General features: G+C 42.1%; 20 protein-coding genes and 1 other annotated feature. Of the genes, 1 reads left to right on the plus strand and 19 read right to left on the minus strand.

Annotated features, from left to right (window positions below):
- Positions 1–43: 43 nt before the first annotated feature.
- From MHB64_RS27105 to MHB64_RS27135, 7 genes are all read right to left on the minus strand, one after another.
- A complete protein-coding gene (locus MHB64_RS27105) occupies positions 44–700 on the minus strand; it encodes an ABC transporter permease (RefSeq protein WP_094871042.1) in 657 nt (218 codons plus the stop codon).
- On the minus strand, positions 697–1,836 hold the full coding sequence (locus tag MHB64_RS27110) for an ABC transporter ATP-binding protein (protein ID WP_094871044.1): 1,140 nt from the start codon (positions 1,834–1,836) through the stop codon (positions 697–699). Before MHB64_RS27110 ends, MHB64_RS27105 begins: the two co-directional genes overlap by 4 nt.
- A 192-nt stretch (positions 1,837–2,028) precedes the next feature.
- A complete protein-coding gene (locus MHB64_RS27115; RefSeq protein WP_280787943.1) occupies positions 2,029–2,664 on the minus strand; it encodes a TrkA C-terminal domain-containing protein in 636 nt (211 codons plus the stop codon).
- A gap of 81 nt (positions 2,665–2,745) precedes the next feature.
- Complete coding sequence (locus MHB64_RS27120; RefSeq protein ID WP_094871093.1) at positions 2,746–4,005, minus strand: Nramp family divalent metal transporter; 1,260 nt, start codon at positions 4,003–4,005, stop codon at positions 2,746–2,748.
- Positions 4,006–4,311: 306 nt separating this feature from the next.
- Positions 4,312–5,991, minus strand: coding sequence for a glutamine--tRNA ligase/YqeY domain fusion protein (locus MHB64_RS27125; RefSeq protein WP_341135775.1), 1,680 nt, complete (start codon positions 5,989–5,991; stop codon positions 4,312–4,314).
- Between the two features lie 81 nt (positions 5,992–6,072).
- Positions 6,073–6,333: a binding site (T-box leader), on the minus strand.
- 70 nt (positions 6,334–6,403) lie between these two features.
- Entirely contained in the window at positions 6,404–7,960 is a 1,557-nt protein-coding gene (locus tag MHB64_RS27130; protein WP_341135776.1) for a tetratricopeptide repeat protein, read from the minus strand.
- Positions 7,961–8,009: 49 nt separating this feature from the next.
- Positions 8,010–8,864 (minus strand): copper amine oxidase N-terminal domain-containing protein, encoded by an 855-nt coding sequence (locus tag MHB64_RS27135; RefSeq protein WP_341135777.1) that lies wholly within the window; start codon positions 8,862–8,864, stop codon positions 8,010–8,012.
- Between the two features lie 169 nt (positions 8,865–9,033).
- On the opposite strand from MHB64_RS27135, the gene MHB64_RS27140 reads away from it, so the two are divergent.
- Positions 9,034–10,245 (plus strand): oxalate decarboxylase family bicupin, encoded by a 1,212-nt coding sequence (locus tag MHB64_RS27140; protein WP_341135778.1) that lies wholly within the window; start codon positions 9,034–9,036, stop codon positions 10,243–10,245.
- 60 nt (positions 10,246–10,305) lie between these two features.
- Here MHB64_RS27140 and arsC read toward each other — a convergent pair whose 3' ends face one another.
- The 12 genes from arsC to MHB64_RS27200 all read right to left on the minus strand — a co-directional run bounded on the left by arsC (position 10,306) and on the right by MHB64_RS27200 (position 22,000).
- The gene (gene arsC / locus MHB64_RS27145) at positions 10,306–10,725 is read right to left on the minus strand and encodes an arsenate reductase (thioredoxin) (RefSeq protein ID WP_094871053.1); all 420 of its coding nucleotides are present in this window, start codon (positions 10,723–10,725) and stop codon (positions 10,306–10,308) included.
- A 21-nt stretch (positions 10,726–10,746) separates the two neighbouring features.
- Entirely contained in the window at positions 10,747–12,030 is a 1,284-nt protein-coding gene (locus MHB64_RS27150) for an arsenic transporter (RefSeq protein WP_179281633.1), read from the minus strand.
- A gap of 96 nt (positions 12,031–12,126) precedes the next feature.
- Positions 12,127–12,453 carry an ArsR/SmtB family transcription factor gene (locus MHB64_RS27155; protein WP_094871057.1) on the minus strand — a complete coding sequence of 109 codons (327 nt, stop codon included), beginning with the start codon at positions 12,451–12,453 and terminating at the stop codon, positions 12,127–12,129.
- 77 nt (positions 12,454–12,530) lie between these two features.
- Positions 12,531–13,085, minus strand: coding sequence for a GNAT family N-acetyltransferase (locus MHB64_RS27160; RefSeq protein ID WP_306440468.1), 555 nt, complete (start codon positions 13,083–13,085; stop codon positions 12,531–12,533).
- 49 nt (positions 13,086–13,134) lie between these two features.
- Positions 13,135–14,460, minus strand: coding sequence for a sensor histidine kinase (locus MHB64_RS27165; RefSeq protein ID WP_341135779.1), 1,326 nt, complete (start codon positions 14,458–14,460; stop codon positions 13,135–13,137).
- Positions 14,461–15,129, minus strand: a complete 669-nt coding sequence (locus MHB64_RS27170; RefSeq protein ID WP_094871063.1) for a response regulator transcription factor — start codon at positions 15,127–15,129, stop codon at positions 14,461–14,463.
- Between the two features lie 27 nt (positions 15,130–15,156).
- The gene (locus tag MHB64_RS27175) at positions 15,157–17,118 is read right to left on the minus strand and encodes an ABC transporter ATP-binding protein/permease (RefSeq protein WP_341135780.1); all 1,962 of its coding nucleotides are present in this window, start codon (positions 17,116–17,118) and stop codon (positions 15,157–15,159) included.
- 164 nt (positions 17,119–17,282) lie between these two features.
- Positions 17,283–17,426 (minus strand): hypothetical protein, encoded by a 144-nt coding sequence (locus MHB64_RS27180; RefSeq protein WP_179283668.1) that lies wholly within the window; start codon positions 17,424–17,426, stop codon positions 17,283–17,285.
- Between the two features lie 16 nt (positions 17,427–17,442).
- The gene (locus MHB64_RS27185) at positions 17,443–17,970 is read right to left on the minus strand and encodes a DinB family protein (RefSeq protein ID WP_341135781.1); all 528 of its coding nucleotides are present in this window, start codon (positions 17,968–17,970) and stop codon (positions 17,443–17,445) included.
- Between the two features lie 63 nt (positions 17,971–18,033).
- Positions 18,034–18,690, minus strand: a complete 657-nt coding sequence (locus MHB64_RS27190; RefSeq protein WP_094876917.1) for a response regulator transcription factor — start codon at positions 18,688–18,690, stop codon at positions 18,034–18,036.
- Positions 18,668–21,055 carry an ATP-binding protein gene (locus MHB64_RS27195; protein WP_341135782.1) on the minus strand — a complete coding sequence of 796 codons (2,388 nt, stop codon included), beginning with the start codon at positions 21,053–21,055 and terminating at the stop codon, positions 18,668–18,670. The genes MHB64_RS27190 and MHB64_RS27195 overlap by 23 nt, the downstream gene beginning before the upstream one ends.
- Before the next feature lie 135 nt (positions 21,056–21,190).
- On the minus strand, positions 21,191–22,000 hold the full coding sequence (locus MHB64_RS27200) for a CPBP family intramembrane glutamic endopeptidase (protein WP_143812152.1): 810 nt from the start codon (positions 21,998–22,000) through the stop codon (positions 21,191–21,193).
- Positions 22,001–22,141 lie beyond the last annotated feature (141 nt).

Consider the following 22,141-nt stretch of genomic DNA (forward strand, 5'->3'; position numbering starts at 1 on the left):
TAATATCTCCCCTTTTTATATTCTTTCGAGACCAGAGTTTTAGTTATACTTTTAATCCCTTTGGAGTCGTTACCCGTTCAAGTAAGCCGAGTAGATAATCCAGTATGAGTGCAAGAATCGCGGCTGGAATAGCGCCAAGCAAAGTTAGAGCTTCGATGTTCCGTTGAATACCGAGGAAAATAAATTCACCCAATCCTCCAGCACCGATAAAGGCTGCCAAGGTTGCTGTCCCAACATTAATAACTGCAGCAGTGCGGATCCCCGCCATAATTACACTTAAAGCTAAAGGGAGTTGAACCCTGAATAGAATCTGCCAGTTCTTCATCCCCATTCCCCGGGCCGCTTCCACGATAGACTGATCCACATCCGTAATTCCCGTGTAGGTGTTGCGGATAATTGGCAGTAGTGAATACAGAAATAATGCAACAACCGCCGTCTTCATTCCTATGCCAAATAGAGGAATCATAAATCCGAGCATCGCCAGACTAGGTATCGTCTGAAGAATCCCTGCCGCGCCAAGCGTAATGCCTTTCAGAGGTTTAACCCGGGTAATCATAATTCCAAGCGCAATGCCAACAATAATTGCAAATAACATGGACAAGAGCACAAGTTGCATATGCACTCCCATAGAATGAATCAAATCATCTCTACGTATATCTAATTGATAGATGAGTTGTTGCCATAACGATTGATCTCTCATACAGACACTTCCTCCTCCTTCACGCCTCCCCATTGTGCAGCAAACGCCGTCAGAAGACTGCCTCTTGTAACAATCCCGGCAATGTTCCCCTCAGCGGTTACGATCGGAATAATGCCGTAAGGAGCTTCCGTAATTAATGATAATGCGTCTCTTGCTGTTGCTGTATCCTGCAGCACCACCCCAGGTGGTGTCATAATTTCTTCGATAGTAAGACTTTGTTCCATTTTAGCGGTAACATCATAAGCGGAGACGATGCCAAGCAGCTTACCTTTTTCGTTTCCAACCAGTAAGGTATCCATTTTGCGTTGACGCATAAAGGTAAGAGCCTTACCCAGTGTGCGGCTTGGAAGGGATGTAGATGGATTGTCACGCATGACTTCTGTTACGGGGATATACTCAGGGTTTTGGTAAATACGGTTTTTGCCGATAAATGACTCTACAAAATCATTAGCAGGCCGGCTGAGTAGCTCATACGGTGTATCTAGTTGAACGATTTCACCATCTTTTAGGATAGCGATTTTATCTCCAAGCTTCAGTGCTTCATCCATATCATGTGTTACAAATACTATTGTCTTCTTCACTTCTTGTTGCATGCGTAGCAGTTCATCCTGCAGCTGCTCACGGGTAATAGGGTCCAAAGCACCAAATGGTTCATCCATCAATATAATCTCGGGATCAGCTGCCAATGCACGAGCTACACCTACACGCTGCTGCTGTCCACCTGATAATTGTTTCGGATAACGTTTAGCATATAAGACCGGATCAAGTCCGACTAGACGGAGCATTTCGAGCACCCGTTCTTTTTTCTTATTCACATCCCACCCCTTTAGGTCGGGAATCAGGCCTACATTGTCTTCTATGGTGTAATGCGGGAATAAACCAGCTTGTTGTATAACATAACCGATGTTCTTGCGGAGAGTTACGGGGTTCTCCTTGGTGATATCTTTGCCGTGGATATAAATATGGCCTGAAGTATGCGGAACAAGACGATTTATCATTTTCATCGTTGTTGTCTTTCCGCAACCGCTCGGGCCGATCAATACTAGTATTTCTCCAGCTGCGATTTCAAAACTAATATTCTTAACTGCTTCATAACCATTTGCATACTTCTTACCTACTCCTTCAAATTTCAGCATGGGTTTCCTCCTTCTAATAACTATCGTCAGATCATCTCTCCGGCGACTCTGTAAGTTAAACTATAACAAACAACTCCCAAACTGACAACCTATATACTAGCTATAAGTTGTTTGTAAATAATTGTAATAATATAATTATAAAAAAAACTATCCAGTGATAAACCCTGCTGGATAGCCTTTTTCAATCTATTTTTATAAATGATTCTCTGAATTTTTATTGATAAATTGTTCCGTTCTTTGGTACATTTTCTCATCACCAACTGCTACAAGTACATCATGTTCTCTGAGGATGACATGAGGACCTGGGGAGATCGTTATATTAGCACCTCGGCGAAGCGCTATAATCGTAGCACCTGTATTCTGCCAAAATTGTAATGCTCCAATGGTTTTGCCAACCACATGTGATTCTTCATGGATTGTGATTTCTTCCGGATGGTACGGCTTTAAATTCTTCATCCGGTCTGATGCTTCGATAATTCCAGTGAGTACCCTTTCGAACTTACCGTCGAGCTTCTTTTTTTCAAGCAACAATTGCTCTAGGTCCTGTTTCAACGAATAAGCTGATTTCAGATAGTTATTCCTGGTAATATACTCATACGCCTTTTGATCAGAGATGACAATAATCTCTTTCCCCTGTGAAACAAACACTATATTCTCATCCTTCAATAATCCCATAGCCTTACGAATCGTCTCGGGAGAAACATGATATTGCCCTGCCAATAGAGAACGCCCGGAAAGCTTACTCTGTACGGGAAATTCCCCGCTTACAATTCTTTGTGCAATATCAAGGGCTATAGACTTATAACCGGATATTTCTTGCATGGACATTGTCGATCTCCTTACTCTGGCGTGAATTATAAACATGCTCAAGTATACCTTTTTTCACTCACCAAATAAAGATGTCCTGCCTTATACAAACATTTGATATACCAAAAATAAATTTAACGATACAACCAGACCCGAGATAACCCAGCCGAGCGCAGCTGTCATCTTACGGTTCACTAACCCGCCCATAATCTGACGATTGCTTGTAAACACAACCAGTGGCACCAGTGCAAAGGCAATCCCAAAGGACAAGATCACCTGGCTGATCACGAGCGCCTTCGTTGGATTTACACCAAAGCCGATGATCGCCAAAGGTGGAATAATTGTAATCGCACGGCGTAAGTACAGGTTAATTCTTTTGTTGATGAAGCCTTGCATCACTACATCACCAGCCATAGTTCCTACAGAAGAGCTCGATAGTCCTGCGATGAGTAGTCCTAAACCAAAGGAGATGGCCGTTACAGGTCCAGCTAAATGACTAAATTGCTGAAACGCAACATCCAAATCCTCAACCACGATACCATTTTTGAAAAATAATGCGGCTGAGACAATAACCATTGCCAGATTCACTGCCCCTGCAATAATCATTGCAATAATAATATCTATGAATTCCAGTTTAAAGATCTGTTTCTTCTCCGCTTCATTTACTCCGACAATTCGGTTCTGTGTAAGGGATGAATGTAGATAAATGGCATGTGGCATCACGGTCGCGCCTAGAATTCCTGCGGCTAAAAGGATGCTATCCACCCCTTCAAACTTAGGTGTGAACATGCCTACAGCAACTGCCCCCATATCCGGCTTAGCTACAATAACTTGAAAAGCAAAGGCTAATACAACTATAAGAATCATTGCAGCAATTCCTGCCTCAAGGGAACGGTAACCCCGGCGCTGAAGCTCTAGGATAGCAAATGAACCCACCGCAGTGATAAGTGCTGCCGGCAGCATGGGAATATCAAATAATAGATAAAGCCCCAATGCCGCCCCGATAAACTCCGCCAGATCCGTAGCTATAATCACCAGTTCACTTTGAATCCATAAGAAGATCGAAACACTCTTCGGAAAACGATCATGAGCGATCTCCGGCAGGTTCTTTCCTGTAGCAATACCTAGCTTGGCGGATAACGCCTGAATAAGAACGGCCATTAAATTCGAGGCTACAATCACCCACAATAAAAGATAGCCGTATTTTGAGCCTGCCGTAATGTTGGTGGCAAAATTACCCGGATCCAGATAAGCAACCGCAGCGATAAACGCTGGACCTAAGAAAGGCAGTAATCTTTTAATGCCTTTGGTCTCCCCATTAAGTACGGCCTGCGCCGAAATGGAGTTTTTATGTTGTCTCATTTGCGGTTGTTCTATATGTGGTTTTTCTATTAAAGTTTGTTCCAACATGTCAATTCCTCCTCTTGCCCAAAAAAAGTTGTCTATATACACGAAAGTTTCCTATGTGCAACTTATATTTAAAGTATATGCTCATTCCTGAAAAATGTAAATATGTTTCATAAGAAATTTTCATATGCTTGTCCACCTACGACCAAGAACAAAAAAAGCTGGACGATGATCAGAAATTACCCGATCTTCGCCCAGCTTAAGCCAATTACTCCGAAATGCTTATGGTGTGAGACTTTGAATATCTCTATGTGCTGTGAATTACGAATTTTTCTTCCATGTATCCTTCAGCGGTACAATTCGGTTCAGTACCAGCTTATCTGCTGTGGTATATTTCTTATCCACACAGAAGAATCCATGCCGGATGAATTGAAATTTATCTTCTGGAAGTGCACTCGCCATGGAAGGCTCCAACAAACAATCTTTCAGAATGGTTAGAGAATCTGGATTAAGATACGCGTCCCAGCGTTCATCCTCTTCTTTAGGACCCTCGTTATCTTTTAGCAACCTCTCATATTGATGAACTTCCGCCTTGATCGCGTGCTCAGCCGATACCCAGTGGATGGTCGCCTTAACCTTCCGTTCATTAAATCCGCTTCCACTCTTCGTTCTCGGATCATAGGTGCAGCGAAGCTCTATAACTTCTCCAGTTGCTTCGTCCTTGAGCACCTCATTGCACTTAATGAAGTAGGCGCCCTTTAACCTAACCTCATTCCCTATAGTCAGCCTGTGATAACCTTTGGGTGGCTCCTCCATGAAATCCTCTTGTTCAATATAAAGCGTCCGTGAAAAAGGAACTTCCCTTTCCCCTAGCGTCTTATCCTCACTGTTATTCTCAATCTTCAGCCATTCGCTTTGATTCTCAGGGTAGTTAGTAATAACCACCTTTAGAGGCTTTAGAACAGCCATCACGCTAGTTGCCTTCGCCTTCAAATCTTGTCTAAGCGAATGTTCTAACATGGCAATATCTACAATGGTGCTATTTCTAACAAAACCAATTTCCTTCACAAAATTCCGAATACTCTCCGGCGTAAAACCTCTTCTCCGCAGTCCGCGAAGCGTTGGGAGTCTTGGATCATCCCAGCCATCCACATAATGTCCTGTAACCAATTGTCTAATATACCGCTTGCTAGTAACGACACCGGTGATATTTACGCGTCCGAACTCCCTTTGCTTTGGAGCCTCAGGGGTATCCAGTTCATTCAGCACCCACTCATACAGTGGTCGATGATCCTTAAACTCAATGGAACATAGGGAATGCGTAATCCCTTCGATCGCATCTTGTATAGGATGGGCAAAATCATACATCGGATAGATACACCAATCGTTGCCGGTTCTATAATGCTCCGCATGAATGATTCTGTAAATCACTGGATCACGCAAGTTGATATTAGGTGAGCTCATATCTATTTTGACCCGTAATACTCTGGCTCCCGTCGGATAGGCTCCATTCCTCATCTCCGTGAATAACTTCAAATTCTCTTCCACAGAACGCTCCCGATAAGGACTGTTCGTTCCCGGCTCCGTAAGCGTTCCTCTATAAGCTGACACCTCTTCAGGTGATAAATCGCAGACGTAGGCTTTCCCTTTTCGGATTAACTTTACCGCGCTATTATATATTTTATCTGAATAGTCTGATCCGTAGAAAGTATGGTCTGGCGGGTAGCCCATCCATAGCATATCTTCGCAAATAGCATTTACATACTCCAGATCCTCTTTTAAAGGATTGGTGTCATCGAACCGCAAATGGAACTTTCCGCCATACTTCTTCGCCGTCGTATAGTTCGTGTGAATAGCATACGCGCTGCCAATATGCAGATACCCATTAGGCTCCGGTGGGAATCTCGTGCAAATATCTCTACTGTAAGTCCCAGCTTCCAGCTCTTCTTGAATCAATCTGTCGATGTAACTCTCTGCTAATACTTCCGGTTCCTTGTTCATTGTTATTACCTCCTGTTTATGAGTGATATCCGCTTTGTTCATCTGCAAAATAAAAAGAACCTCACCTCCAAGACTTATGGTCTTGGGGACGAAATTCTCGCGGTACCACCCCAGGTTCATTAATATGTCGCCATATTAATCTCATCAAGTACGGCAATGCATCTTACGCAGTGCTTATACTCTAGCTCTATAACAGGAGCTCCCGTCATACCATCCCCGTCGATCGGTTCCGATATGCCGCTCAGAGGCTTGTTTCGATACAATCGTCCTTACCCTATTCTCATCATCCAGGGCTCTCTGTGAAGGAATGAATGTATTTACTCTTCTCGTCATCGCGTTTAATTATTTTGTATAAGATACCAAATAGAGGGTCCTATGTAAATGGTGCTTTCACTTCTATTTAGCTTACGCTCTATTCCTCGCTCAAAGCCGTTATCAGTTCCAATACCACTTCATTATCCGGCTCTACAGCCAAAGCTCTACGCGTGTATTCCAGTGCAGCCCCTTCAGCTCCAAGCTCATAGTTACAAATGGCCATGCTATAAAGCACTGATGCTAACGGTTCTTCCGTGTTGATATGCTTAGAACGCTCTAAGTAGACTAATGCCTCCTCGAACTTATCCATTTCATACAGCAGTAATCCAGCGTCCAATGAGAGGTCATAGCTCTGTTCCATCGGATAATAACCTGTCCACATGAGCTGTATGCCTTGCTGGAGATCCAGCATTTCTTCATCACTAGCGTCGGGTAACAGCTCCGAAATCTTCTCAGCACTATGGATAAACCATTCCGCTTCGTACCCACCCAAACGCCAAAAGGCCAAAATTTCCTGCAGTCCCATCGTATCTAATTGCAGATCCATCCATTCCTTCATACTGAAGAAATCATCCGGACCAAAACGCTCTATAAACCGCTTGTAACCCAGCCGAGTGTTCGTATAACTTTGAGGGGCTTCCACCATAAGAATACATCCAATGTTCAGGTTCTTATAGTGATGTGTAGTAAATAAAGAGTGTGCCCCTTTTTGTTCCAACATATGCTGGATCGCATGATAATTCGCCGTTAAGGAGAAACTACCGTGATGAATTAGCATAGGCGGTTCCGCAAATTCCCAATTCTCTATTCGGTGATCCCCCTTATCCGCTGTAAGGAGTACGAACCCTTCTGTAGACAACCTAGCCAGCCGCTCCAGACAAGTAAGCCCCACCACAGGAAACAGAATATGTGAATCCTCCAGCTTCTGCTGATAAAGTTTTATAACATCGTGATAAGGGTAAGTCTCCGCTTCGTAACTAGCCCCACGACGATAATGATACTGTGGAATGATTGTGCCCAGAACATCTGAGGGGTTATCCGAATCTGCATCCTTTGAATACTGAATAGATACCTCACATTCAAATATTTTACCTTCATCCACATAAATCAATTCCTGCGGGATACTATCAAAAAAATAATTCGCAACAAGCAGCAGCGGCTGCTGTAAATCACCGGGCCTGATACTGAGCTTCGCACGTACTAAATACAGTTCAGTATCCTGTACTGCATCAAAACGTGCGAAATCAAGAATACCCTGCTCTACGAATGGAAGTAAGCTTGGGTGCTGCTGCCAGCTGGTTATATTTTTAGCAGGCAAATCACTCATCACATAACGAAAAGGAGGAAGTGGAGTCCCTGCGTAATCTATGATTTCGCAAAGCTTCTCAAGGATATGAAACGCTAATCGTCCCGCCCCTGCCCCTAATTCCAGTATGGTAACTGTTTCAGAGAAATGTCCTTGTCCAGCCCGATCTTGCAGAAATCCGAAGATCATTTCCGCATAGGCAGTCGCTATCATAGGATTACTCGTAATATACTGTGGGACCTGATCATTATTCCAAGCCTTTAATCCCTGTTCCTCATAATAAGCTCGTTGCAATTCCCAAATTGGCGCTTCACTGAAGCGATAGCGCTGCCCTTCTTTACCTGTCATCTATTTCTTAACCTGCTCTCTATATATCTTGTTGAACATGCAATGATCCTTACTCCGCTCTCAAGGTACGTGATCTGAAAATGACATATTCGGCCTCTGCCGGAATGGAAACGGAAAATGACAATAATGCCGCTTTGGAGGTTAACGAATCAGGCCCTTTTAACGTTTGGTAGTAAGAGTTCCCTTTACTGTCCACACTCACCAGCTCCAGTTCCGCATTCCCTTTAGGGATAACAAAGCCAGAGGTATTTTGCACGCCTAAGGTTAGTCTGAATTCTTTCCCAGATGGAGTCTGTGTTAGCTTAAATGGATATAACGGATATGGATGGGCTGTCGTTTCCACTGGGTAAGGGGCAAGCGCTCGATCCGCCTCAGGCTTTGCCCATTCCTCGCCTTTTCTGGCGCCAATACCAAGGGTTAATTTATTCACATTATTGAACTGAGTTTCCCAGCGAAATGTCTTTAACCCCTCTAGAATAGGGGATGCTGGAACAAATAGGATTCCATCCTTGATCTCTGGGGCGATCCCTAATGAATCTTCTGTCTCCCCATTAAATTCTGCCTCAAGTTGCCCTGCTTTAATCTTTCCAACCGATCGATCCAATAGTGAAACCGTAACACTATTCGTTAACGCGTCATAGAGCAAATCTGCACCAATCGCACTCGAGAAAGCCCGAATCGGCACCATTAATTTACCTGATTTAAAATAAGGAGCGAGTTTACCTGGAAAAAGGACGTAATACCCCCCGTATGATAGTGGCATTACCTGAGTCCCTAACTGAACAGCTGCCGACACCGATGTAGGTGTAACCGCGGAACCCGCGGCGAACATGATTACCAATAGACCTATGACATAAGCTCTTATTCTCCCTAATCGTTGCAAGGACTCCTTAATGTGATTCATCTCAAACCCCTCTCCCTCTCTACTCCGTCTAGAACAAAGCCTCTATTAGTAATAATCAATGATCCCCTTCCGCATGTCAACTTGTTCCACTTCTGCTATTCATCATAAAAGACAGGATTCCGCATATATTTTCATTGAGTTATTTAGAATCATGAAAGGAGTGCGATGGATGACTGCAGATGGACAGGATTCGCCAAGAAAGACAAATATCCCCCAGCCCATTCGAAGTGATGGCGCAGGGGGATTAGATAAAGGACCGCGTGATATCATGCGGGATTTGGAGAATCCGGACATGTTTGTCCCTCCCGTGACCGATGCCGGTCTCGTCCCCAATTTAAAATTTTCTTTCTCCGATGCACATATGCAGCTTAATCATGGTGGCTGGTCGAGAGAGGTGACGGTCAGAGACCTCCCCATCGCCACTACACTAGCTGGCGTCAACATGAGCCTAACCCCCGGTGGAGTACGTGAACTCCATTGGCATCAGCAAGCGGAATGGTCTTATATGCTGCTAGGTCGAGCTCGAATTACTTCCGTAGATCAAAACGGTCGAAACTTCATCGCAGATGTGGGGCCAGGTGATCTATGGTATTTTCCGCCAGGTATTCCCCACTCTATACAAGGTCTTGAAGAAGGCTGTGAGTTTCTGCTAGTATTCGACGATGGAAGTTTCTCTGATCTAAACACCTTGTCCATTTCCGATTGGTTTGCCCATACTCCGAAAGAAGTTCTTTCGGCTAACTTTGGGGTGCCTGCCGCTGCATTTGACTCTATTCCCACCGAACAGGTCTATATTTATCAGGATCGGGTTCCGGGCTCATTGCAAAGTCAAAAAGTAGAATCTCCATACGGTGAGATTCCACAAACCTTTAAATATTCCTTATTGGCTCAGCCTCCGCTGAAGACTCCCGGCGGGAGCGTCAGAATTGTCGATTCCAGTAACTTTCCGATCTCCAAAACCGTCGCTGCCGCATTGGTAGAAATTGAACCCGGAGGGATGAGAGAGCTGCACTGGCATCCAAATAACGATGAATGGCAGTATTATCTTACCGGAAAAGGACGCATGACCGTATTCGCTGGAAATGGTGTAGCACGAACCTTTAATTATAGAGCAGGTGATGTAGGATATGTTCCTTTTGCGTTTGGACATTATATTCAGAATACAGGCGATGACTCCTTATGGTTCCTTGAAATGTTCAAAAGCGATCGTTTTGCCGACGTTTCTCTGAATCAATGGATGGCTCTCACTCCCCAAGAATTGGTTCAAAGTAATCTGAACGTTGGACCAGAGGTTATAAACGCCTTAAGGAAAGTGAAATGGCCCGTTGTGAAATACCCTGAGCCAAGTAAAAACACCTCCGGCTTTCCTAAAGGACGGTAAGTATTTATGCGGGAAATATAAGGATAAGGTATAAAAAGAAAAGGATGCTTCACCTGGTAACTATTCACCGGTCTCCGCAAATCGTTTGATTCTTTCCTCAATCTGGTCACGCACACGCTGGAACACTGCCCACTTCTCTTCATCGGTCCCTTGCGCTTTTGCCGGATCATCGAAGCCCCAGTGTTCCCGTTTGACCTTCGGAGGCGTCATTGGACATTTATCCGCAGCGTCCCCACATAACGTAACGACTAGATCAGCATTATTCAGCAGATTAGAATCAATCATATCCGAGGTCTGTCCGGTGATATCTATGCCTACTTCGCTCATGGCTTGTACAGCTTTTGGATTTAGACCATGGGCTTCAATTCCAGCGCTATACACGTTCCATGCTTCCCCTAGATACCGCTTCGCCCAGCCCTCAGCCATCTGACTCCGGCAAGAGTTTCCTGTACATAAAAAATAAATCGTTTTCTTGTTCATCTTGATCTTCCCCTTTTCAAATTAAGTAATCAACAACCACAGATAAAGACCTAAAAGTGTAATAAACAACGTTGGAATAGTTAATATAATACCCGTCTTAAAATACGTTCCCCAGGATATCTTCACCCCTTTGGCCGAAAGCACATGGAGCCACAGCAGCGTTGCTAGTGAGCCAATCGGGGTGATTTTAGGCCCTAAGTCTGAACCTATAACATTCGCATATATTAACGCCTCTTTAATAACTCCGGTTGTATGCGTTGCATCAATTGCGAGTGCGTCAATCATTACAGTAGGCAGATTATTCATCAATGATGAGATCAATGCAGCAATGAACCCCATACCCATAGTTGCAGCGAATAGACCCTCATCAGCAATCATTCCTATCGCCTTAGCGAGCAGATCAGTTAGACCCGCATTCCGAAGTCCATATACCACGACATACATTCCAATGGAGAAGAACACAATCGCCCAAGGTGCTCCTGTAAGCACTTCTTTCACCTTGACGGAAGGGCTTCTTCTCGCGAGGAGCATGAACACAATTGCAATGATTCCCACAACCACTGATACCGGAATCTTCAAGAATCCACTAACGAAATACCCTATTAAAAGAATAGCCAGTACAATCCATGATAGACGGAACATCTTCTTATCTTTGATAGCCTCTTGCGGATCTTTTAGCTGGGAATCATTAAATCGCTTCGGAATACTTTTACGAAAAAAGAAATAAAGCACTACGATACTCGCCATCAACGAGAATAGTGTAGGTACTATCATTTTCCCCGCATACTCCATAAAGGTAATTCCAAAAAAGTCAGCCGATACGATATTCACAAGATTGCTAACCACAAGCGGTAATGAGGTGGTATCCGCAATAAAGCCGCTAGCAATAATGAATGGAAATACTTTTTTCTCATCAAAATTCAGCGCTCTTACCATAGCAAGTACAATAGGGGTAAGTATTAGAGCCGCTCCATCATTTGCAAAAAAGGCAGAAACCAATGCACCAAGAACGATGACATACACAAACATTCGTGTTCCGTTCCCCCGTGCCGCTCGCGCCATATGTAAAGCAGCCCATTCAAAAAATCCGATACTGTCTAAAATCAAGGAAATTAAGATGATTGCAACAAACGCCAACGTAGCATTCCATACCATCTGTGTTACATCCAGAACATCATTAAAGCTAACTACCCCAGCTAGTAAAGCAATGATCGCTCCGCCGCAGGCTGACCATCCAATCGATAAATTTCGAGGCTGCCAGATTACAAAAATTAAAGTGACTATAAAAATAAGTATGGCTAGCATGACCACTTTCTCAACACTCCTATAATCTGCGAATGAATCCTATATCACCATATAACTATATAGTTATATACACTCTAAAAAAACTACAACTATATTTTAGTCACAGCACGGTGCTTTAACTTCTTTATTCAAACTAGCCAATATCGCGGCTGAACTGGGCATTTGTTGAAGAACAGCCCTAAGATGCGGTTTATCCTCGACATTTAATGAATAATGCACCCACTGTCCTCGTTTGCTTTCTTTCACGATCCCTCGACTCTTCAATTTCCGTAAATGCTGACTAATCGCCGGCTGGGATATATCAAAAATATCAAGGAATTCACACACGCACCATTCCCGTTCTTTCAAAAGTGATAGCATGGCCAGTCGCGTCTTATCTCCTAAGAGCTTCAAATCATCTGCAATATCCGTCAGTGATTGCATCCCTACTTCTCCTCCTTCCAATATATATATAAGCGAATACTTATATTGTAATGAACTAGACATTGAGAAGCAAGAATTTATTTTAAATTGTCTTGCTTACACCACTCGTGCTCCAGCATACTGAACATCAAAGAATCACGCCAGCCATCTTTTATGAGTAAAGCATCTCTTAATCTGCCTTCATAGGTCATGCCAATCTTGGTGAGCACCTTGGATGATCCACTATTTCGAGGGTCACAGGTCGCGTATATTCGATGTAGATGCAGCTCTTCAAAACCAAACTTCAACATTAGTCCGGCTGCTGCTGTAGCGACTCCCTGTCCCCAGACATCAGGATGGACAATATAGCCGATTTCACCGCTTCTGTCCGTATGGCTTCTTATATTTAGTTCAACCATGCCGATCAAATTTTCAGTTCCTACTGCAACTATGGCTTGTGCGAACCTAGTTCTGGGAACTTTTCGAGAGTCATCTAGTGCCTGACTCACAAAGGAAAGGGTTTGATCAGGAGTATTTGGGCCCCAGGCTTGAAAACGACACACACGATCCTGTGAACAATACGCATGAACATCTCTCCAGTCCGTTTGCTTCAATTCGCGTAAATAGATTGGATTTAGATCTTGCATCATCATCCCCCTCAAAGTTTCCCTTTAGCTTTATCCCATTAGCTATTCATGTGGTTTAGGTTCTAGGAATCGTTACAACAAACTGTGTTCCTTCTCCAACTTTACTCTCCACTTCAATTCTACAATCATGTATTTTCAGAATCTTCGTTACAATGGAAAGTCCAAGTCCATTCCCTTTAAGAGCGCTGCTACGCGCCTTCTCCACCATATAAAATCGATCAAAGATAAGCGGAAGTGCTTCCTCAGGAATGCCTTTTCCAGAATCTTTAATATATACCTTCACAAATTGCGCGTTCATCTCAATTTCAACATGAATGGTACCTTCTTGCCCCGTATATTTTATAGCATTGTTTATTAAGTTCTGCCAGACCTGATCAAATAAATCTTTATCCACCGTGATCTCGCAAGGCAATAAATCCAATTCAATCATAATATCTTTCCGTGCCCATTGTGGTTCCGCTAATACGATCGTTCTTCTTAATTGTTCATCTAATTGGAATGTGGTGGGATTAACCGGATGGTGTTCTGAATCGAGTGAGGCTAATCGGAGCAGATTATCACTAAGCCTAGATAATCGCAAGGTTTCCTCATAGATAATATCCAGATGCTCTTTTTGCTCTTCTAATGGAATGACACCGTCTTGTAGCGCTCTTGTAAATCCTCTAATCGATGTAAGTGGTGACTGCATTTCATGAGAAACATTGCTGACAAAATCATCACGAACTGAGTCCATTTTCTGCAGCTCACTTGCCATACGATTAAAGCTCTCCATCAGTTCACCAAATTCATCCTTATTACGATAGGTCAATCGGACAGATAAATTACCTGACGCCATTTCCTTAGCTGCAACAGTCAGCTTCTTAATAGGCTTCACAATATACCTGGACATAAACAAAATAAGCAAGCTTCCGATGACTAGTACAGCTAATAGTGTAAACAGAAGCGTAATTCTCAAGCCTCTTACAATCGATGAAAAATCAATCTTGATAATGAAAGCACCTTTCCCATCATCTATCTTAGGAATCCCTACGATAGCAAGTCCGCCCCTACCCGATAAAAAGACCGCATCGGTTGTGTTGGATTTGAATAAGGTAGCAACCTTCTCCTTGGCTAATGAAAAAACAGATTCACTTGGCTCATTAACAACTGCTATATCAATACCAAATCGATTAAGCAGATCTGCAAATGCGTTTACTTTTTCCGGATCATCTATTAGATTTGTCACCTTAGCTATATCTTTAGCAATATTAATGAACATATGGTTTGGGGTATTATTTTTTTCTGAAAACTGCATAAAAAGAAAAAAGGAAATAATTAAACTGACTAAAACAATACCAATGAACGTAACGACGATTCGAAGACGCAAACTTTTTCTCACCATCTAGGCTAGCTCCAGTCGATAACCAAGTCCTCTTACCGTAGAAATAATGACCTGAGGAATAGGCTCAAGACGTTCCCTTAAGCGTTTAATATGCACATCAACCGTACGATCATCACCTTCATAGTCCATTCCCCATACATTTTCTATAAGCTGAGTCCGTGTGAAAATTTGCTTTGGCGAACCCGCCAAAGCAAATAACAATTCACATTCTTTCTTTTTCAATTCAACCATTTGATCGGCATTAGAGACTATTAAATTCCCTAGATCAATCGTTACTTCCCCTAATTGAATAACATTCGAAGGTGTTACATGATATCTCTTCAATAATGATTTGACACGAAGAATCAACTCTATGGGATCAAACGGCTTTACTAAATAATCGTCTGACCCGGCATTAAATCCCCTGACTTTATCTTTAGACTCTCCCTTGGCTGTAACCATCAGGATTGGCATATCGATATAAGATCGAATATCTTCTGTCAGTTCAATACCATCGATATTCGGCATCATCACATCCACAATCACTAAGTCAATTTTTGTATGAGCTAGAATGTCTAATGCTATTTGACCATCTTCCGCTTCCACTACGGAAAACTGATTTTTTTCAAGATATAATCGGATTAGCTTGCGGATATGGGAATCATCATCAACCACTAGAATTGTGCTCATACATCAATTTCCTTTCCAACATTGTATTTATTCGTATCGTAGAGATTCCATCGGATCGAGCTTGGCAGCCTTCGATGAAGGCATCAAACCAGCGATAATACTAATCCCTGTACTTACAACTAATCCGAATACGATATAAGATCCAGATAAGTTAATAAGCTTTACGCCAAATGCATTTTCCAGAAGTATATTTAAGCCAAAGCTAATGATAGCTGCAAAGATTATGGCGAAGACACCGCTAAATATTCCCAATAATGCGGATTCGGAAAAGAATATTCGCTTGATATCTTTCTTTCTTGCCCCAATCGCACGAAGGATCCCAATTTCTTTAGTCCGTTCCACTACACTAATATAAAGTACAACCAATATCATAATCCCTGATACGATGAGCGAAATCCCCGCAATACCAGATAGAACGATCGTAGCCATATCCACATAAGTTGTGATACGCTCCATGATTTTTGCCGTTTGGGAGCCCGAGAAGCCCGCATCAACAGCCGCTTTATTAATATCATTCACATATTTCATATCCGTTGCAAAAGCATTAACCTGAATCGGGCCAATGGTAATCCCTTTATCAATATACATTTGCTCCAGTGTCTGTGTTGGAATATATCCTGTTGGTGACATTTGCGCTCTTGGATCAGTGGCTTCATAAACACCAGAGACCGTGATTTCTTTTTCCAATGTGATCGGTTTATGTTTAGCATCCATTTCATTAATATACAGATGAATAGACTTCCCTACCATAGCATTCGGTTGGTCATTTCCACTTAATTGACTCGCTATTTTCGTTGGTAATAATACTTCATTTTCTTTCGGTAAAGCCCCTGCTTTAATCGTCGCTTTATCAAACGTATCGTTTAAGGTGGTTAATTGTGTAAGACTACTCGTTTGTTCCCCAAAAACCGTAGTAGATTTGCCTGTAATGGTTGTTATGGACTCTACATGATCTACATTTGGAAGGTTACGAATCGTTTCAACATCGGCCTTTGTAAACGTAACGCCGGGTAACATCATCGCTTCTGGGCCCTTCATGTCCTTGGCTTCTGGATTTGGCTTAGTGATATCCACCAGCAAAGGGTCCATATTTGAATTTATTTCATTATTAATATAGCTCGTGATCCCATTTCCTAAGGAAAGCATCAAAAGTACACTTAAAATACCTATCGAACCACCCAATGCTACCAATACATTACGTTTGGCATTAAGCTTCATATTTTGAAGAGCCATTTTGAAAGAAGCCATTAAGCTGAGGTTTCGAGCCGAACCATCTCCACCATTGTAGGTAGCCATGGAACGTTCCTTCAAATGAATATCGTCTTTAACCAATCCCTCTTCAAGCTTAACGATACGGCTACCGTAATCAGCTACTTTCTGCGAGTGGGTCACGGTAATGACCAAAATCCCTCTTTTCGCTATGCTGTCCAACAAGACTAATATTTGATCCCCTGTATCCTTATCCAGCGCACCCGTAGGTTCATCTGCCAGTATAATATCTGGATTGTTCGACAATGCGCGTGCAATGGATACCCGTTGCTTCTGTCCACCGGACAGTTGATTCGGACGTTTTTTCAGATGATCCTTTAATCCTACCTCCGTCAAAATCTCTATAGCACGCTTATTACGTTCCTTTTCGCTTGTATTCGTCATCTGCATCGCAACCGTAACATTTTCCAAGACGGATAAGTGTGGAATCAGATTAAAGTTTTGAAATACGAAGCCGATGTTGTTTTTGCGATAGTCATCCATTTCCTTTTCGGTCATCTTGCTTAGGTTCTTCCCGCGAACAAGGACATCGCCTTCATAATCAGAGTCCATTCCACCAATGATATTCATTAGTGTGGACTTTCCGCAACCAGACTCACCGAGGATGGAAACAAATTCACCTGTCTCAAAGCTTAAATTCACATCATGGAGTACTGGAACCTTTTCCTTACCATACAAAGTATACGATTTTTTAACATTCTTAACCTCTAATATGTTCATTCCGATCTCTTCCTCTCCTGGGTCACGCTCTTTTTCTCTGTCTTTGATGTTGCCTATCCTAACAAATTTATGTGAACTGATAATGAACTGGAGACTTTCATGATTTGCAGCGAAAAAAGACAACCTTCAATAACTGAGGTTGTCTTGTCCTGATCTATAAGAAATTAGTGAGTCATATAATAGGCAATTCGCCCAATTTCTTTACCTGCGTAATAAACGATATCAAAGATTAGCACTGCTAAGATAAATTTAGAGAACAACGGATACTTGTTAAATAAAGGCTTAATACTCTTCTCTATGAACTCCATTCATGTTCCCCTTTCTTTAAGCTAGCGCTCTTTTTCGTAACAATCTAATTTGGCCTCTGTGATTAATTTCATCTTCGAATACATGAAACCACATGAAATAGTAGTTCGCCTGTTTGTTATGCCAGAATTCCTCTTCTGTATATAACCAGTCATCATCAACGTTTGCGAACAATGCATATGTTCTTTCTCTTACTTCATTTAAACGGTCTAAATAATAGTTAAGATCATTCCCTTTAATCATTGCTCGCCCTTCGTCACCTAAGCTTAACGCTGGCCCCCATATGGTTAATTCTTCCTCAGACAAATCTCTTCCCTCAAACGTTGCCACTTGATACGCATATTCTACCGCAGCGTAGTGTGATAATAACGCTCCAATGGAGTTGCTTTCTGAGTCCAATAAGTAGTCCAGTTGTTCCACTGTTAGACTGGCAACGGCTTGTAGTGTTGTGTGTCTGGCATAGTTCATCATGGATAAAAGACGACTAATTTGCGGTGAATAACCGGGGATATCTGTAATCAGATATATTTTGTCCATGTCGATCATAGTGTGATCTCTCCTTCATATCTTCGAAATTGTAAATTTAACAAGACTATGTATTTGTCCAGTTCAAAATTGCTCCGTTCTAACAAGTCCCAGCCGTTTTCCCTCCACGATAGCTTCGGATCTGGAGTGTACACTCAGCTTCTCAAAGATTCTCGTCAAGTTATACTCCACAGTTCTTTGTGACATTAAAAGTTTGCTGGCTATGTCTTTGTTGCTTTTTCCACTGGCAACTTCTTGGAGTATCTCTTGTTCTTTTTGATTAATAGATACTTCTTCAATGAACTGATTATCCCGGTTACTGGATATCTTGATATCACTTCTGCGCAGCTGCTTTAGTAAAGATACTGGAATGACAGCCTCATTTCTTAGTGCACAACGAATGATATTTAACAACTGTTCTCTGGAAGCTGTCTTAGAGATAAATCCTGTAACCCCTGACTCTATCAACAGGTTATAATGCGCACTGATTTCATATCCGGTATATATCACTACTTTAGATTCGGGATCACGCTGAACGGCTCTTTTGGTGAATTCGAGTCCGCTAATGGTAGGCATATTAAGATCGCATAATATCACATCAAATCCTTGCTGCTCCAGCCTATCGAAAGCTTCCATTGCTGACAAAACAAAGGTTACCTCCATATCAGCATCCTGCTCAATCATGTTTTTGGTTCCTTCTCCAACTGAAGGATGATCGTCAACCAACAAGATACGTATCATCGTCATCGCCTCCTCTATTTTTCTCCTCTACAAGTGTCATTGTCGGTAAATAAATAGTAACCTCCAACCCTTTACCCTTCTCCGAGTAAAACTTACATTCTCCTTCTAAACTCGCTACACGCTCTTTGATACCGGACAAGCCCATATGATGAAATGATTCTTTAATATCTCCGATATTCATTCCTACTCCATCATCCTTGTAACGGAAATAGAGCTGCTCTTTCTGTTCCAGTTCAATCTCAATCTGATTTGCCTTGGCGTGCTTCCCGGCATTTCTCAGAAGTTCCTGCACAATTCGATAAAGAGCTATCACCAATTCATCACTTAACTCGCCTATCGGATTTGATGTAAAGCTAATAAAATAATTGGACTGCAGCTGAGCATACTCAAATAAAATTTCCAGCGCCTTCACAATCCCAGCTTCCCTAAGAAGCGGAGGACGCAGTTCATTGCAAGTCTCCCGGATCTGATAGATAACATCCAACAGCCCCTCTTTGATCTGAAGCAGCTCCGGTAAGATTTCTTTTGAAATGTCGTGATCGGAGATCAGCGTTTCTAGCCTACGAAGCCAAATAAGTTGATCTTGAAGGGCAGAATCGTGTAAATCTGCCGCCAGCTTTCTTCGCTCATTCTCTGACAAGTTAAAAATCAGGCGCAGAACCCAGGGTGACCCATGTTGCTCTTTTTTCATTTCAACTTCAAGGTCTTCAATCAGACCTTCAATCAGATATAAATTCTCATAGACGATGCTTGCATAGTTTGCGATGGTGTTTAACCAATTTAGCTCATCCCTATTCGTCTTGATATGATTCTTCTTATGATCGATCCATAGGAGATGAACACTCTTTTTATGGCGACCTATCACTAGTATGATCCCTTGCTGAAGTTGAATGACCTCCCCTACTTTAAGAACAGGGTATTGTGATACAAATTGTATATAGATGTCTTGGCCAGAATCATCCACGATTGGCTCGAGACTATGCAAATTCTCATCCTCATCTATCTCAAAAAAAGCCAACCGATTAACCGGTAAAATCTCATTGATCTCCTTGTTGAGTGCAGCTTCCAAATCAGATACCTTCATAACCTTTGAGATTTGCTTAGAGAATCGTTCCAAACTCCCTTGATAATGATGAAGTTCATGGACCAGCTTAGGCCGGAAATAATGATCTATTTTCTCCTTAAAAAATAAGAAAGTCGTAATCGATAAATACACCACCAAAAACATCTGAACCCATTTGATCCAATCATATTCCGGCCTACTCTGAATGATCGCCAGTACTACCACAATGATTAGCGCCGGAATGAAAGCAATGAACAGATCATATTTGAATCGACTAAAAGCGAAATCAATATCAAATAGCTGTTTAGCAGTGAGCAGATAAAAATAGGTAACTGGCATTAAAAACAAGAAAATCGTAGTGATTTCGTAAGGAATCAAGTCGATCCCAAAAGCTATCGGCACAGCTGAAAGAAAAATAAATGGTGTAAACGCAAGGATTTGTCCGGTTAGCATAATTTTAAGCATCGATTTAAGTGCTGTGCTCCGATAATTGATGTATACATAGAGCAGCTTAAATATGCTGTATAGGATGCCTACAACAAAAAAACCAATAATAATTAGACGCATAAAGGAATATAAGGCTCTATCCCAGGAGTAAATAACTAAACTAAAGCTTGAAACCATACCAAGTAAAATGACGAATCCGTAGGATGTCTTGATAAGAAAATTAGAAAGAAATAGAACATTAAATCCTTTCAGATGTACTTGGACAAAGTGGATAAACACCAGCGGGATTAAAGGTAGTAAGCCACTCATAGTAATTCTACCGATGAGATCTGATCTGCTTGAGGCATATCCGGCGAAGTAAGTCACTCCCACCAATAAAAAGAACAAAATCAGCAGTTCAGCTGCGCGTTCTCCATTTTTTCTACGGTATAAAAGAAGACTTAACACCATCAAAAAAACAAAGGTTGCTCCAGGTACTACAAGCTGTGTGAACGTATGATATACCGACAATTTATTCTTGATATCATAATGTTCTGCGATCAGGATACCCTCTTTAGAAATACGGAGGAGATCAATGGATTGAACTTGCGTGAGATTTCCGTATCTCACCGGTCCATCCACTTTTTCAATCGGTGTTCCATTAACCGCTACTAAAATATCCCCTTCCCGTAAATTCTGCTTATAGCCCTCACTGGAAACGTCGACCTCTGCGGTATAATATTGTCCTTGTTCATTCTGCTCCAGGCCAACTTCAAGTAAGATATTGGAGTGAATGATTCCCACAAAATGAATGATAAGAAAGGCAAAAACGCATAGTAACCCTGATATGAAAAAATAACGGAGTTTCATTCTCATTTGAATCCCCCGGAAGAACAAAATTATACATATTTGTAATTCAGATCATGTATCCTCTACTATCTTAAATGAATTCAATAGGGAATAATATACTTTTATGCATGATATTCCTTCATTTATAAACGAACGCAAGAGTTATTGCGCTAAACTGATCGGCTGCCGTTTAATCCTGAGGTTTCGATTCAGAATCCAAACTGCTACAGCACCATATAAAATTACCGGGACCCAACCACTCTCTCCAGCTACATACTCTAGCATCGGTGATGAACTCGAAGTAATATTGCGCAACACACTATCTAGAGCATTATTAGTTCCATGTAAAAGCACTGCCGGCCATATACTGCCAGAGGTCAGACGCAGTTCATTAATAATAATTCCCGCAAATACAACGGATAAAGTGAACAGGGTCAACACAAGCCAGCGGTTCCCTGAAGAATGATAGGCACGTGGGCCAAGAATCGCGGGATAATGCCATATTGCCCAGATAAAACCCATTGTGATACTGGAACTAACTCTTCCCATCCATTGAAAGCGCGGAAGCAGCCAGCCCCTCCATCCTATTTCTTCCCCCAATGCAGATAGCGAACCCAGAACAATATAAACGACCAAATATATAGCCGTCTTGATCCATGAATCTGGAGGATTCAAGCTTGATGCCCATCCTGTCCAATAGACAGCATAACCCGCTCCCAGTGAAATTAAGGGAATAACCAAAGCCAATATGTATTCTTTTCCACCTCTAAATCTGAAACCTAACCTTCTCCAGCCCTCAGCACGATAACCATCGCGTACAATCAAGAACATCATGAGAAATACTGTGAGCAACGGGGTAAAACCGTACAGACCTTGTGCTGATTCTGGGAGTAGCAGCATCCCAAGTGCCATTGCCCACACCATAATAATAAATAGAAGAGATTGTTTCTTGTCAGAGAGCAATATTCTCACCTACCTTTTTATAATTAAACGCCTGTTTTTCCTATATAATCCAATTCTACAATAGAAGCCAGGTCATTTCACCGAAAATAACTGCCGTTAAACCCGCAAGTCTTTTGCGGTGGTGCACCTCAACACCTCCTCATCTGGCAT

This window comes from Paenibacillus sp. FSL K6-2859 (assembly GCF_038008265.1).
GTDB lineage: Bacteria > Bacillota > Bacilli > Paenibacillales > Paenibacillaceae > Paenibacillus_AQ > Paenibacillus_AQ nitricinens.